This window comes from Halomonas tibetensis (genome assembly GCF_042643535.1).
Classification (GTDB): Bacteria; Pseudomonadota; Gammaproteobacteria; order Pseudomonadales; family Halomonadaceae; genus Halomonas; species Halomonas tibetensis.
In genome coordinates this window covers 23,127-37,664 of the sequence record NZ_JBHRSQ010000038.1, presented here as the reverse complement: position 1 = coordinate 37,664, position 14,538 = coordinate 23,127, and the positions used below count along the sequence as shown (strand labels likewise).

The window sequence follows — 14,538 nt, the reverse complement described above, 5'->3', positions numbered from 1 at the left end:
GTATGGGAACGTAAAGGCGGTCGGTGTCGAGATGCCACCGGCCCCACCTCGGAGTGACACGCAATGGAGAACACCATGACCGATACCCCGAACGAGGCGAAGGCTGCGCCGAACGGTGCCGATGCCAAGTCTTCCGCACCGAAGGTGGTGTGGGATGACTCAGGGATGAACATGTCGTATGCGAATGTGGTGAATGTAACGAGCACACGCGAGGAAGTGACTCTGTTCTTCGGCACCAACCAGACGTGGAATGCTCGGGAATCGGAGTTCAAGGTCAAGCTGCACGACCGCATTATTGTCAGTCCTTTTGCCGCCAAACGGCTGCTGACTCTGCTGAGTGCGGTAGTCGGCGAATACGAGAAGCGCTACGGCAAGCTGGATATTGCAGATCCCAGGGACAGTCGTCCCGGTGGCCAGTAGGCCGGCTGATCGACACTAAGGGCATGATCAGGGAGCGGTGCCGTCGGGAGTACACATCGTGATGGAAGGCGCAGCTGCACGTCGTCACCAAGATGCCTCAGGACATGATCGCATTGCCTTCCTCGACCAGGCGCTATGGAAGCGCCTGGCCGATGCCGATGATGAATCCACCTATCTGCAAGCGTGGCTGAGTCTCCAGAGCAGTATGATCCCCGGCTGCCGCTCCATGGTTGTGCTGTTTCACGAGGTTGAGGACGCTTTGCTGGTGCCCGTGGCCGCCTGGCCAGATGCCAGCCCTACCACCGAAAGTCTTTCCGAGGCGGTTGATGCCGCCGTGGCAACCGCCTCCGGCGCGGCAAGGCGCATTGCCATGGAGGATGGCAGTGAGGGGCGTTTTGCCCTTGCTCTGCCTGTCTTGTTTAACGCCAGATTGGAAGCCGTTGTCGCCCTGGAGGTGGCGGGCGCAGAAAAGGAGGGGCTGCCCGAATTGATGCGCCGCCTGCAGTGGGGCGTCGCCTGGCTTGAGACCCTGTTATGGCGACGCCGCGCCGAAAACGAAGCTCAGCAGAGAGAGCGAGTCGAGGCGGCATTTGATCTGCTGGCTCCGGTGTTGGATGCCCGTCACCTGCGCGATGCCTGTGACAGCCTGGCAAGTGAGTTGGCAGCACGGCTTAATGCCGAGAGAGTGGCCGTGGGCCTCAACCGCCGTGGCCGTCTGAAGATTGTGTCGCTATCCCATACGGCTGTCGCCGACAATCGCATGCAGGCCATGCGCCTGCTGGCCGCGGCCATGCATGAGGCGCTGGATCAGGACGCCACGCTGATGCATCCGGCCCCAACCGGGCAGATGTTCTCGACCCTGGCCCATGCTCGGTTGCTGGAGCAATCCGGATGCGGAGCGGTGGTCTCGGTACCCCTGGCCTGGGGGGACCAGCGTGTTGGTGTGATTCTGGTGGAGTTTTCCGAACTTGCCCCGGTGGACGATCATTTGCTGGACACCCTGGAGACCGTAGCATCCTCCGTTGCGCCGGTGCTGGATGCTCGCCGGCGCAGTGACCGCTGGCTGCTCGGCCGCGGCTGGGACAGCCTGGTAGAGGGTGCCGGTGCACTGTTCGGGCCTCGCCACCTGGGCATGAAACTGGTGGCCGTCATGCTGGCAGGCCTGGTGGCTTACCTGTCGGTGGCTACCGGACCGTTTCGCATTACCAGCGATGCCCTGATCGAGGGTAGCGTGCAACGAACCCTGGCGGCTCCCTTTGATGGCTATGTCTCCCAGGCATCGGTCAGGCCCGGTGATATTGTCTTCGCTGGCCAGGTGTTGGCAGAGCTGGACGCGACAGACCGCCAGCTGGAATTGCTGCAGTGGCTGAGTATGGAGCGCCAGCGCCAGCTCGAATACGAACGGGCCCTGGCCGAAGGTGATCGTTCTGCCGTGGCAGTGGCCGCTGCCCAGATTGACCAGGCCAGTGCTCAGGCCGACCTCGCTCGGGAGCAGATTCGTCGTAGTCAGCTGGTCGCCCCCTTCGATGCGTATGTCCTGAGCGGCGACCTGACGCGCTCGATTGGTGGGGCTCTGTCTGGCGGAGAACCGATGCTGGAGCTGGCGCCGTTGGATGCCTACCGCGTAGTGGTTCAGGTCGACGAGCGAGATATCGGCTATCTCGCCGAACAGCAGCAGGGACAACTGGTGCTCTCCGCCCTGCCCGAACAGGTGCTGGAATTTCAGGTCGAGCGAATCACTCCCGTTTCCGAGCCTGGCGAGGGTAACAACCGCTTCCGAGTGGAAGGTGTGCTGCAGGATCCTGACGCGCTATTGCGGCTCCGTCCCGGCATGGAAGGGGTTGCCAAAGTCAGTGTGGATGAGCGGCGCCGAGCCTGGATCTGGAGCTATAAGATCATCGACTGGTTCCGTTTGAAGCTCTGGCGTTGGTGGCCCTGATGGCACTCGATGTCAGTCTCTACAGCCCCTGGTGGGGAGCCGTTGCCGACTCCCGTCCGCAGCTGCGCGGCCATGTTCAGTTGCACCGACACCTCTACCGAGACCAGCCCTGGTATGTGCTTCAAGACCCCATCTCCGGGCGCTTTCACCGTTTTGGGCCGGGGGCTTATCGACTGATCTCCCAACTCGATGGTGAGCGAAGCCTCGATGAGGTCTGGCAGGATGTGGTGGCCGCACTGGGCGGCGACGCACCGTCCCAGGACGAGACCATCCAGCTGCTGGGCACTCTCCACGGTGCCGATGCCTTGAGCCACGAAGGTGCCCTTCACCTGGACGCCCTGTTTGAGCGTCGTGATCGGCATCGCCGACGCCAGTGGCTGCAGCGGGTGCGCAGCCCGCTGGCGGTCCGGATCCCGTTGTTCGACCCGGACAGGTTGTTGGATTGGCTCTACCCCCTGGCGCGTCCGCTGCTCAGCATGTTCGGACTGCTGCTCTGGCTGGTACTGATCATTTCGGCCGCGGTTCTGGCGGTAATGAACTGGGAAGGTCTGGCGGCAGACCTCTCTAGCCAGCTGATGTCGCTCAATAACCTGCCGCTGCTGGTGGGAGTCTTCATTCTGGTCAAGTCGGTCCATGAGCTGGGCCATGGGCTGATAGTCAAGCGCTGGGGAGGCGAGGTGCATGAGCTTGGCATCATGCTGCTGGTGTTCATGCCCGTGCCCTATGTGGATGCCTCCGCGGCAACCGCCTACCCCAGCAAGTGGCAGCGCGCGCTAGTCGGTTCCGCCGGTATCATCGTCGAGCTGATGCTGGCGGCCTTGGCCATGTTCGTCTGGCTGGAAGCCGAGAGCGGCCTGGTGAAAGCCATTGCCTTCAACGTCATGGTGGTGGGAGGGGTGTCGACCCTGTTGTTCAACGGCAATCCGCTGCTGCGCTTTGATGGCTACTACGTCTTCGCTGATCTGCTCGAGATACCCAACCTGTTCACCCGTGCCAATCGCTACTTCTTCTATCTGGTGCAGCGCTACCTGTTTGGCATGCGCGAGGTTCGCTCCCCTGCGACCGCTCGGGGCGAGTCAGGCTGGCTGTTCTTCTACGCTATTGCTTCCTTCTGCTATCGCATGTTCCTGATGACCATCATTGTGATGTTCGTGGCGTCGCTGTTCTTCACCTTGGGGATCCTGCTGGCTATCTGGTCGATTATCCAGATGCTGGTGTGGCCGTTGCTCAAGGGGTTGAACTTCCTGTTCACCAGTCCTCGCCTGGAGCGTCATCGAGGACGCGCCTGGATGGCGACCGGACTTTTTATCATCGCGCTGGTGGGGCCGCTGACTCTGGCACCTGTGCCATATGCCACCATGGGGGAGGGTATTGTCTGGGTACCGGACCGGGCAGAGGTACATGCTTCCGCCAGCGGCTTCGTGGCCTCGGTGATGGCCGAGCCGGGCAAGCATGTGCAGCAGGGTGATCCTCTGATCGCTCTTGATGCCCCGCTGCTGGACGCGGAGATACGCGTCATGCAGGCACAGGTGCGTGAGCTTGAGGTTCGCCGTGCCCTGGCGGCGGTCAACGACCGGGTTCAAGAACGCATCGCGGGCGAGGAGCTGGCGCTCATGCAGGCGCGTCTCTCGGATGCCGAAAGACGACGCACTGATCTGATCGTCACCAGTCCGGTGGATGGCATCCTGGCACTGCCGGCAGCTCAGCATTTGATAGGTCGGTATCTGATCCGTGGCGAACCGGTGGCACTGATTGTCGATCCGCAGCGGCCAGTGGTACGCAGCTTGATTTCCCAGGAACGCATCGACCTGGTGATGTCGCAGACTCGGAGGGTTCTGGCGCGGCCTGCTGCTGATCCGGGCCTCGTACTGGAACTCACCGACCTTCGGCTGTCGCCGCTGGCATCGACTGAACTGCCTAGTTTGGCGCTGACCAGTGAAGGGGGCGGCAAGGTGGCGCTGGATCCGACCAATGGCCAGCGTCCCAGTGCCATGGAGCCCTATTTCATGCTCGAGGCCAATGCCCCGGGGTTGATCGGCAACGGTAGCGTTGGAGGGCGTCTGCAGTTGCGATTCGATCATGGCAATGCGCCGCTGGGACAGCAGCTCTACCGGGCCTTGCGTCAGGTGTTCCTGGAGCGCCTGAATGTCTGATGTGCTTGCGCTCAAGGCGGATTCCCACTGGCGTTCCCGAGGCTCTCCTCCTTCTGCCATTAGGACCGGCGAGCTGCCGGGGCGCTGGCTGGTGGCCTGGAACCGGCTGGTGCGACAGCTGCCCTTGGTGTCTTTCCGCCAGAAGGCGCTCCTTGTCGAGGCCTGGCAGCAGGCCGGTCGGGAATGGGAGCCGCAACGCTTGTCTCCCGTCGAACTGCAGCGCCACCTTCTCAAGGCGCTACACGAGCGCTATCTCTCATACCAAGCGGCGCTTGGAATGGCGCAGTTGCTGCGGTCTTCAGGGCTTGTCGGTTCGCTAAGCCCGGATAGGATGTCGGCGGTGTCTCTGCTGGAGCAGGCCTGGCGGCTGATGTGCGGTGACATGGTATTGGATGCGGTGCCAGTCACTCATCATCCGGCCCTTCCCCTGGCGGTCCTCTGCGCTGCCACGGCAGGTTGGCGAGTGTTGCTGGTCACACCCGATAGCGACGAGGCAACAGCCTTGCAGGAGCGGCTGGTGGCCCTCGTTCACCCGCAATGGCCAGTCGTCTCGATACCCGAAGGCGGACGTCGCGAAGACCGTCGTCCACTCTATGCCCAGCGATTGGTCTGTGTGCCGCTGGGTGTGCTTGCCATGGACCTGCTGCATGCTAGCCGTGAATCCCGCCAGGCGGCAGCGGGGCTTCGGGGCCGAATCGCGCGTTTGGGAAGTGGTGAGGCAGCGCCAGCCGAGCTGCTTTCCGGCTCCCATACCCTGGTGTTGCTTCAAGACGCCGCTGAGCTGTTTGCTGAACGCGGTCTGGATAGCGTGGCGCTGCATGCCTCAACGCCCTTTGCCAGTCAGCGTGTTCTGGCCGAACAGGCTCTCGCGCTGGCCAAGCTGCTGCAAAGGTCAAACCATTACGACGTGACAGCCGATTTCGAGCTTCCCACTTTGACCGAGAAAGGAGAAAGGATGCTTGCTGGGCTGTGCCGCTCGCGTGGCGGCCTGCTGGCCAATCTCGAGCTCAGCCAACGCGCCGTTCGGGCCGCACTAATGGTGAGTGCCTGTTGGCGCTCGGGTGAGCACTACCAGGCCGGTCCGGGCGGTGTCGATATTCTTGATGAGCGGCTGCAACGGCTGATTGCCAGCCCAGACATCGTTCCGAGCATCAAGACCCTGCTGGAAGTGCACGCCGGCGACGAGAGCCAGCACCAGGCGCTGATCAGTCAGGCGAGGGTTCACGCCTTGCTGACGGGGTTGCCGCGAATGGGCGGATTGGGACGTTGGCTTCCTTCCCTGGCACGCGAATTGGACTGGCTGCATCATCGGCCGGTGTGGCGATTTGCCAGCCAGTCTCGTGCGACCCGGCAGCTACGGCCCCTGCGCCTGGCGAGCCTCGAGGAGACCCGAGCGTGGGCTGGACAATGGCTAGACAGCTCAGCAGGCGATGACGGTAGGCTGCTGCTGGCTGCCGAGGAAGTCGTGACTTGCGTAACGCAGTCCGAGGCGTCCCCAGAGCCGAGGGTCGGCAGAAGCCTGACCCTGCGTGACACAATGCACAGCTGGCGCTACGGCGAACCGCCTGAACACCAGGTGACGCATATGGCGGTGGTCTTGACCAGCGACCAATCTATCGAAGAGTGGCTGACAGTGATCAGTGAACGCTGGCCGGCGCTAGAGAGCTGCAGCCTGGCGATCTTTCCCTCATCGTTGGCCGGGCAGGGTCTGCTGGCTAACGGGTGGCGACGCCTGATGCCTCGGCGCTGGCAGTCGCGCCGGCTGGTCAGTCGGAGAATCACTGCCAAACGGCGTCTTATCCTGCGCGATCAGGGGCTCAAGAAGATGCTGCATTTCGCCAAGGACTGACGGGACGGTGCTCTTGCGGTCAACTACCACCTTGAAGGGAGCTCCACACCATGCGGACCCATCCTCGTCGCCCAGCCGCCCTCGGGATGTATAGCCTCCTCATGGGACTGGCAACTGCCCCCTATGCCCAGGCTGACGAATTGCGTATCAGAGAATGTTTGATCGAACCCAGCGCCAGTGTGGCGATCGGGGCCCCAAGCGAAGGATTGCTCGAGGCGGTGCTGGTGGAGCGCGGCGATGTCGTCAAGCATGGCCAGCCGTTGGCTCGCCTGACGGCAGATCTGGAAGCCATTACGCTGCGTATCGCCGAGACGCGCGCCGCCAACCGCACCTCTATTGAATCCGGACGCCAGCGGGTGGAATATTTTGGTGCCCAGCATCGTCGCTCGGCCCAGCTCAGGGAGCGTGAGCTCGTTGCGGCTGAAGACCTGGAACGCACGCGTACCGAAGAGGTGCTGGCGCGTTCAGAGTTCGAGATTGCCGAACTGGAGCACCAGCTGGCCCTGCTTGAGGCTGAGCGTTCACAGATATTGCTCGCCTATCGGGAGATCAAGAGTCCGGTCGATGGCATGGTATTAATTCGTAATATGCATCCGGGCGAGTACGTCAATGAACAGTCGTCATTGATGCAAGTGGTGGCCCTGCACCCCCTGCACGTGGAGGCATTTTTGCCGATTGACCGCTTCCCCGAGGTCGAGCCGGGCATGGTGCTGACCGTGGAAACACCGCCTCCCTTCGCTGGCGCCCATGACGCCGAGGTTGTGATCGTCGACCGAGTCTTCGATGCGGCGAGCGGGACCTTTGGCATACGCCTTGCCCTCGATAATGAAGATCTGACATTGCCGGCGGGCATTCGCTGCAGTTTGCTGATGCCGCTGAAATAGTGGCCTGTTTTTTTCCGCAAGGCCGTCAGTACCCCGTCATTTCCAGGTAGCCGGTACCCAGGCGCTCGTCGCTCTCTCGATCGCGGGCGATCACTTCACCTTCCCAGTAAGGCACCGAGGTGTCCATCCAGCGCTGGGCATAGGGCGCCTCGACGATCAGGTCGAGCGCTGCTGAGGGCACCTCCAGCCGCCATCGGGTGGGTACCTCGCGGCCGGCAACCGTGGCGCTGGCCAATGGCGTGAGGGTGAGTGCCTCCGGTGCCAGCGCCCGGGGATCTCCCGCGGGGGTGATCCAGGTGCCGGAGCGGTAGTCGCCGCCGGCCTCGCCGCCGCCGCGCAGTTGAAAGGCCATCAGCCGGTGACCGTCGTCCAGATGCAGCGAGAACCAGTCCCAGCCCGCCTGCTCGGGGCCCAGCAGCTGGCTGCTCCACTCCCGATCAAGCCAACCCTGCCCGCTGACCCGATGCGACTCGCCGGCCAGCATCACCTCTCCCTCCACTCGCCAGAACGGCTGACTGACGTAGATCGAGCCCTGGCCGTCGGCGGACTTCTGGCTGAAGCCGGCGTCGCCGTGCAGCACCAGGGGGCCCTCGGCGGTGAGCTCGAGGCGATAGCCGATCCGCGACTCGCCCTCGCCGTCGAAGGCGGTGAGGGTCAGCCGCTCGAAGGTGTCGGCGTTCGGGTCCTCCACCCGCGTGGCCAGGGTCCAGTCGTCGAGCCAGGCGCGGAAAGGCTGGGCCACGGCGCCGGCCTGGCCGGTTCTGTCACGGGTCGGGTCCGCCGAGTGGCTGCGGGCGAATCGCTCGGCCACCGCGTGCTGCTCGCCGCGTGACACTGCCATGTGCGCCATCCACAGCTGGTCGGCCTCCCACGCGCCCGGCGCCTGGGGATCGGTCGGCGGTGTCTCGTTCGAAGGTGTCTCGTTGGGAGGAGAGAGCGCCTGGCGGAACAGGGTCCACTGCAGGCCCATCGGCTCGCCGGTGTCGTCCTCCAGGTTGGCGGTGAGGTACCACCACTCGATGCGGTAGTCCGGATGGGCGCCGTGATCTTCCGGAAAGCGCAGCGTTGTGCCTGGGCGCGCCTGTGCGTAGCCCTCGGCGCTATCTCCCAGGCCAGCGAAGCCTGCCCCCGAGCCTTCAGGCGGCGTATCCTCACAGCCGGCCAGCGTCAGGAGCAGGACGGGAGCCAGCAGGGCGGTGATGAGACGGGAATGAAGGGGATCGCGGCGCATCAGGAAGCCTCCTCGGCCAGCAGGGCCCGGGGCGGCGTACGCCACAGGCGCACCACCGGCAGGGCCGCGGCGGCAAGCGCCACGCCCACGGCGGTGGCCAGGGTCAGGGCGATCTCGCCGGGAAAGAGATGCAGCGGTAGGCGCCAGCCGAAGGCCGCGACGTTGATTATTGCCACCAGCCCCCAGGCGATGGCGATGCCCAGCGGGATCGCCAGCAGGCCGGTGGCCAGCGCCACGCCGCCCAGCTGGGCGAGCTGCAGCTGGCCCAGCCGCGCGCGAGGCACGCCCAGCGCCCACAGCGGTGCCAGCCGGCGGCGACGCTCTCCAGCCTGGGCGAGCAGGCTGGCCAGCAGCGCCAGGGCCGCCACGCCCAGGGTCAGGGCGTTGAGCGCGCGGGTGATGGTGAACGTCCGCTCGAAGATGTCGGTGGCGATGCGCTTCACTCCACGCTGGTCCTGCACGCTGTCCTGGCCCAAGCCGAAGGCGGCGGCCAGTTCAACGGCCAGGGCCGCACCGTCCGCGCCTTCGGTCAGCACGACGCCCAGTGAGCCGGGCGGCGCCCCGAAGCGGTCGGCCAGGTGCGGTGCGGTCAGCAGCACCTCACCGCGGGGGTTGCCGTAGTCCGGGTAGATCGCCGCCACGCGCAGCCGGGCTTCGCCGCTCGGAGCTTCCAGGCGCAGCCAGTCCCCCGGGGTAATGCCCTCGGCCACCGCCAACTGCTCGTTGACGAAGGCAGCGCCGTTGCGAAACGCCACCCAGGCCGCCTCGCGCCCGTCCTGGGTGTCGGCAAGCGGCCAGCGCGAGGTCAGCGTCTCGCCGGGGGTAATGCCGTAGAGCCCCACCGGCGGCTGGCGCTCTCCGGTGTGGTCCGCCACTGCGTCGCCCAGCCCGGTGCCGTCGGGTTCGATGGCCAGCAGGCGGGTCTCGCTGCGTCGGGTGGCGAGGCGCTCGGCTACCTCGGGGCGCTCGGTCAGCCAGTCGTCGATCACCGCGAACTGCTCTGCCGGCGGGCGCAGGTAGAGGTCGGCCACCAGGCGCTGATCGAGCCATTCCAGGAAGGTCAGGCGGAAGCCACCCACCATGCTGCTCACCCCCAGGTTGGCGGAGAGTGCGACCAGCAGCGCCATCATGGCCAGAGACAGCCGTGGGAGCTGCAGCTGCAGGTCGGCCAGGGCCCACTGGGCCAGGGGACGACGCCTTGCCAGGTGGGTCAGGCCGGCCAGAGTGACACCCAGCAGCGGCGGCAGCCACAGGGCGCTGGCCAGCAGCAGAGCCGCTACCAGACCGAAGCCGGCCACCAGACCTTCGCCCGGCGGCAGGCGGGACAGCCAGGCCGCCAACACCAAGCCCACAAGGGCCGCCACGCCTCCCGCGGCCGCCATCAATCCCAGTTGGCGCCGGAAACCGGCGCGCCAGGCCTGGGCCTGCCCTAGCCCCAGCACGCTGAGTCGAGCCGCCCGCCACAGCACGCCGCTGCCGGCCAGCATCAGGCCGCCCAGCGTGACCGCCACGCCGCCGGCCCAGTAGTGCCAGGGCAGACTCAGCTCGGCGCCCACCCCGGCGCCGTAGAGGCTGCCCAGAGTGGCGGCCACATCGGGCAGCAGCGCCCGAGCCAGCCACACCCCGCCGGCGATGCCGGCCACCGCGCCGAGCACCCCGAGCAGCAGCAGTTCCAGCGCCAGCGCCGCCACCAGAGCGCGGCCGGAGACCCCCAGGGCGCGCAGGGTGCGCAGCATTCCCAGGCGCTGTTCCAGGGCCAGGCCCAGCGCCGCCTGGACGATAAACAGACCCACCACCAGCGCCAGCAGGGCCAGGGCGGTGAGGTTGAGATGGAAGCTCTCGGTCAGTTGGCCCGGCGACACCAGCACGTCGGCGCGGGTTAGGATCAACCCCGGTGGCGCCTCGTCAAGGGCCCCGGGGCGGGCGACCAGTCGCGAGATTCCCTCGCCGCTGTCCAGCAGTTCGGCCGCGGCGGCGATATCCATTACCAGGGTATCCGGCGGTAGCGACGGGGCCATCGTCAGCGGCGGAAGCCGCCGCCCGTCGGCCAGCCGCGGAGTGGCCCCCTCGGCGTCGGTCCTGCTCAGGCCGAAGGTGTCCAGGAGATCCGGCGGCAGCTGGGTCTGCCAGGGGGGCGAGAGAAAGCCGGTGAGGTCGCCGGAGTTTGAGGAGGAAGAGCTTCCCGCCGTGGCAAAGCCGCTGTCGCCGGGCAGAGTGAGCGGGTCGATGCCGATCACGATCAGCCGGGTGCCGTCCGGCGCCTCCAGGCTGCCCTCCAGCAGCGGCGAGACCGGCACCCCCGCCAGGCGCAGGGCCAGGAAATCGTCGCGTGTCAGCGGCTCGCCGTCCCGGCGCTCCAGGCGGTCCAGGCCGGTGGAGAAGAGCGACTCGGCCCGGGCGTAGCTGTCCCGGGCCGAGGTGTTGATCGCCTGGACCCCGCTCCACAGGGCGCTGGCCACCCACAGGCCCAGCAGCAGCATCACCAGCTGACCGGGGTGGCGTCGGTAGTGGGAGAGCAGGGTGATCAGTACCACGCGCATCAGGCAGTTGCCTCCGCGGTGCCGCGCGGCCCAAGACGGCCCCGGGAGAGCACCAGGCAGCGGTCCAGGGGGGCGGCCACCTGGGGGCTGTGGGTCACCATCAGCAGCGTGCAACCGGCCTGGCGCACCAGGCCGAGCAGCAACTCGAGTACCTCGCCGGCAGTGGCTTCGTCCAGATTGCCGGTGGGCTCATCGGCCAGCAGCAACGCCGGTCGTGGCGCCAAGGCGCGGCCGATGGCCAGACGCTGCTGCTGACCGCCGGAGAGCTGCTCCGGGTAGCGTCGCTCCATCCCTGCCAGGCCCAGCCGGCGGATCAGCTCCGCCGACCAGTCGGGGTCCTCTGCGCCAGCCAGCCTTGCCTGCAGGCGCAGGTTATCGAGCACCGAGAGGCTCGGCACGAGGTGGAACTGCTGGAACACCAGCCCCACGGCCTCTCGGCGCAGCCGGGCTCGCTCGGGTTCGCGCAGCGACGATATCACCCGCCCGGCCAGGCGCACTTCGCCGGCATCGGGCAGGTCGAGCCCCGCAGCCAGGTGGAGCAGGGTTGACTTGCCGCTGCCCGACTCGCCCATCAGCGCCAGGCTCTCGCCGGGGGCCAGCGTCAGATCGACCCCGGCAAGCACCGTCAGCGGCCCCAGGGGCGTGGCATAGGCCTTTTGGACCTGGCGAAATTCCAGCATGGCGAGTTCCTGTGGCATTCACTCCCGCATGGTGACATAGATCGTTACCCACCACAGACGACACACGGAGCAATAATGAAGCTCGCGCGGCGATCGGGTATAACCGAACGCTCAGATCGATGCGGCCGCAAGGCCAAGGGGACAACAAGCGTGACGGTTACCGTATCGAGACACTTTGTCAGCGAGCTGTTCCGGGGGGTGCCGCAACTGTCGGCCGAGCGGGCTGCACTGCTGCGCCGCGCCGGTATTTCGCCGCGGCTCCTGGAGTCACCCCATGGGCGGGTCACCGTCGACCAGTTCGCCACCCTCTATCGCCTGCTGGTGAATGAGTGTGACGACGAAACGCCGGGATTCTTCGCTCGCCCCTTGCGTGGCGGCACCCTCAAACTGCTGTGCCTGAGTCTGCTGGAGGCGCCGACTCTCAAGGTGGCACTGCATCGCTACCAGCTATTTTTCCGCATCCTGCTGGACGACTTCGGCTATGCGGTCAGCCACGGCGACGACCTGGTGCGAATCGGGCTGGTGGAGATCCTGCCTCCCGCCGGCAGTCGCATTCTGGTCCACGAGCTGATGCTCAAGCTGTTGCACGGCATCGCCTCCTGGATGATTGCCCGCAAGATTCCGCCGATCAGAATGGAGTGCGCCTACCCTGAACCCGAACACAGCGCTGACTACCGCTATTTCTATCCGGGATGGCTGGCCTTCGATCAGTCGCAGACCGCGATCTACTTCGACAAATCGATTCTTGATGAGCCGATCCGCCAGACCAAAAAGCACCTGGGGACCTTTCTGCAGCGGGCGCCAGTGGACTGGTTCTACGTCTCCTTCGAGGAGCGGTTGCTCTCCCACCGGGTGCGTGAGCATCTGAGCCGGCAGCGCGCCTATTCAGCCAGCGTGGCGGAGGTGGCAGAAGCACTGCATATGTCCGTGCGCAGCCTGTCTCGCCGCCTAGCGGGGGAGGGCACGCACTTTCAGGCGGTCAAGGACGAATGCCGCCGCGACTTCGCCGTCCAGGCCCTGACCCGCAGCGACCAGCCGCTGCCTGGCATCTCCGAGTCCCTCGGCTTCCAGGACCTGGCCTGCTTCAGCCGGGCCTTTCGAGCCTGGACCGGTGACACGCCCGCCGCCTACCGGCGGGCGCTGGCCGCACCCCGCTAGGCGGTAAAGAGAGATTCAGACCTCCTGGCGGATGCGCTTCTTGTCGAGCTTGCCGACACTGGTCTTGGGGATCTCGTCGACGCAGCGGATAGTGGACGGTAGCGCCCAGCGGTTGATGTGCCCCTCGTCGACGAAGCGCTTGAGAAAGGCCTGGATCGCCTCGCTGCTGGGCGGATTGTTGAGATCCGTGGGCACTACCAGGGCGGCTGGCCGCTCGCCCCACTGCTCGTCGGCGACACCTATTACCGCGACCTCGGCCACGCCGGGGCACTGGGAAATCAGGTTCTCCAGCTCCAGGGAGGAGACCCACTCGCCGCCGGTCTTGATCACGTCCTTGATACGATCGCGGATCTCGAGGAAGCCGCGCTCGTCGAGGGTGGCCACGTCACCGGTATGCAGCCAGCCATCGCGCCAGAGTTCTTCGCTACGGGTCGTCTCCTTGTAATAAGCCTGGGTGAGCCAGGGCGCGCGCACCCGGACCTCACCCACACTTTCGCCATCCTGGGGCAGCGGCGTTCCGCTCTCGTCCACCACCTGCAGGTGCACCAGCGGTACCGCCACGCCGGCCTTGCAGCGCCACGGCAGCTGGGTCTCGAAATCCGCCTCGGCGATATCGCAGGGCAGAATAGCGGCGGTGAGCAGCGGGCAGGTCTCGGACATGCCATAGGCGCTGCGGGTATCGATGCCCAGCTCCCAGGCTTTGCGGGCCAGCGACTCGGTCAGAGGGCTACCTCCCACCAGCACCTTCCAGCCGGAGAGGTCGACTCGGCCGGAGGTGATCGCCTCGGCGCCGACCACCATACCCAGCAGGGTTGGCACGCAATGCGAGAAGTCGACCTTCTCGCTGACCAGCAGCTTGACCAGCATCTCCGGCTCGTAGCGCCCCGGATAGACCTGGGTAGCACCGAGCAGGGTGGCCGTATAGGGCACACCCCAGGCATGCACGTGAAACATGGGGGTGATCGGCATGTAGACCTTGTTCCGGTCGAGCAGCTCGAATCCCGGTGCCTGGAAAGTGCTGGCTTCGCCGAGGGTGTGCAGCACCAACTGACGGTGGGTGAAGAACACGCCCTTGGGATTGCCGGTGGTGCCCGTGGTGTAGAAGAGCGTGGCCACCGCGTTTTCGTCGAAGGTGGGGAAGTCGTAATGGCCCGGTTGTCCGGCCAGCAGCGCCTCGTACTCGCCCACCAACGGCAAGGGAGTATCCACCTTGCCGGCTTCGTCCTGGCACAAAAGGTAGCCATGAACAAGCGGCAGCCGTTCATGCATCGAGGCCAGCAGGGGGACAAAGTCCTGATGTACCAGCACGAAGGTATCCTCGGCGTGCTCCATGGTGTAGTGGATCTGCTCGGGGGAGAGGCGCACGTTCACGGTGTGCAGGATGGCCCCGATCATGGGCACAGCGAAGAAGGCCTCCAGGTAGCGGTGGCTGTCCCAGTCGAGCACCGCCACTACATTGCCGGCACCCACGCCCCGGGCGGAGAGCAGGTGGGCCAGCTGGTGCACCCGCTCGCGGAAACGGCGGTAATCGTGGCGGCTCAGGTCGCGGTAGACGATCTGGTTGTCGCCGGCCATGCGCACGCCGGTCTCGAGCAGCTCGCCGATCAGCAGCGGCGGATTGGTGGCCGACGGCGTGGGCGGCAGGATCCTGGGATTGACGGTGGTCATGGTTTTCTCTCCTATC

Annotated in this window: 10 protein-coding genes; 6 read left to right on the top strand and 4 right to left on the bottom strand. The window is 65.7% G+C overall.

The genetic code is table 11. From position 1 onward, the window contains the following. Window positions 1–75: 75 nt before the first annotated feature. The 5 genes from ACFODV_RS15740 (at window position 76) to ACFODV_RS15720 (ending at window position 7,245) form a co-directional block, all read left to right on the top strand. The gene (locus ACFODV_RS15740; RefSeq protein WP_379761133.1) at window positions 76–420 is read left to right on the top strand and encodes a DUF3467 domain-containing protein; all 345 of its coding nucleotides are present in this window, start codon (window positions 76–78) and stop codon (window positions 418–420) included. A 61-nt stretch (window positions 421–481) separates the two neighbouring features. After that, window positions 482–2,359 carry an efflux RND transporter periplasmic adaptor subunit gene (locus tag ACFODV_RS15735; protein ID WP_379761143.1) on the top strand — a complete coding sequence of 626 codons (1,878 nt, stop codon included), beginning with the start codon at window positions 482–484 and terminating at the stop codon, window positions 2,357–2,359. After that, window positions 2,359–4,512, top strand: a complete 2,154-nt coding sequence (locus tag ACFODV_RS15730) for a biotin/lipoyl-binding protein (protein ID WP_379761131.1) — start codon at window positions 2,359–2,361, stop codon at window positions 4,510–4,512. The genes ACFODV_RS15735 and ACFODV_RS15730 overlap by 1 nt, the downstream gene beginning before the upstream one ends. Continuing rightward, entirely contained in the window at window positions 4,505–6,361 is a 1,857-nt protein-coding gene (locus tag ACFODV_RS15725; protein ID WP_379761129.1) for a hypothetical protein, read from the top strand. Before ACFODV_RS15730 ends, ACFODV_RS15725 begins: the two co-directional genes overlap by 8 nt. 158 nt (window positions 6,362–6,519) lie before the next feature. Continuing rightward, window positions 6,520–7,245: an efflux RND transporter periplasmic adaptor subunit gene (locus tag ACFODV_RS15720; protein WP_379761127.1), complete on the top strand. Its 726-nt coding sequence runs from the start codon at window positions 6,520–6,522 to the stop codon at window positions 7,243–7,245. A 25-nt stretch (window positions 7,246–7,270) separates the two neighbouring features. On the opposite strand, the gene ACFODV_RS15715 is transcribed toward ACFODV_RS15720, so the two are convergent. The 3 genes from ACFODV_RS15715 to ACFODV_RS15705 are packed head-to-tail and all read right to left on the bottom strand — an operon-like array spanning window position 7,271 to window position 11,696. Then, on the bottom strand, window positions 7,271–8,476 hold the full coding sequence (locus ACFODV_RS15715; protein WP_379761125.1) for a lipocalin-like domain-containing protein: 1,206 nt from the start codon (window positions 8,474–8,476) through the stop codon (window positions 7,271–7,273). After that, window positions 8,476–11,016, bottom strand: a complete 2,541-nt coding sequence (locus ACFODV_RS15710) for an FtsX-like permease family protein (RefSeq protein ID WP_379761123.1) — start codon at window positions 11,014–11,016, stop codon at window positions 8,476–8,478. Before ACFODV_RS15710 ends, ACFODV_RS15715 begins: the two co-directional genes overlap by 1 nt. After that, window positions 11,016–11,696: an ABC transporter ATP-binding protein gene (locus ACFODV_RS15705; protein WP_379761121.1), complete on the bottom strand. Its 681-nt coding sequence runs from the start codon at window positions 11,694–11,696 to the stop codon at window positions 11,016–11,018. Before ACFODV_RS15705 ends, ACFODV_RS15710 begins: the two co-directional genes overlap by 1 nt. A 150-nt stretch (window positions 11,697–11,846) precedes the next feature. Here ACFODV_RS15705 and ACFODV_RS15700 point away from each other — a divergent pair, with 150 nt between their 5' ends. Further along, the gene (locus ACFODV_RS15700) at window positions 11,847–12,854 is read left to right on the top strand and encodes an AraC family transcriptional regulator (protein ID WP_379761119.1); all 1,008 of its coding nucleotides are present in this window, start codon (window positions 11,847–11,849) and stop codon (window positions 12,852–12,854) included. A 15-nt stretch (window positions 12,855–12,869) separates the two neighbouring features. Here the strand turns inward: ACFODV_RS15700 and ACFODV_RS15695 are convergent, their stop codons facing one another. Then, window positions 12,870–14,522, bottom strand: a complete 1,653-nt coding sequence (locus ACFODV_RS15695; RefSeq protein ID WP_379761117.1) for a fatty acid--CoA ligase — start codon at window positions 14,520–14,522, stop codon at window positions 12,870–12,872. Window positions 14,523–14,538 lie beyond the last annotated feature (16 nt).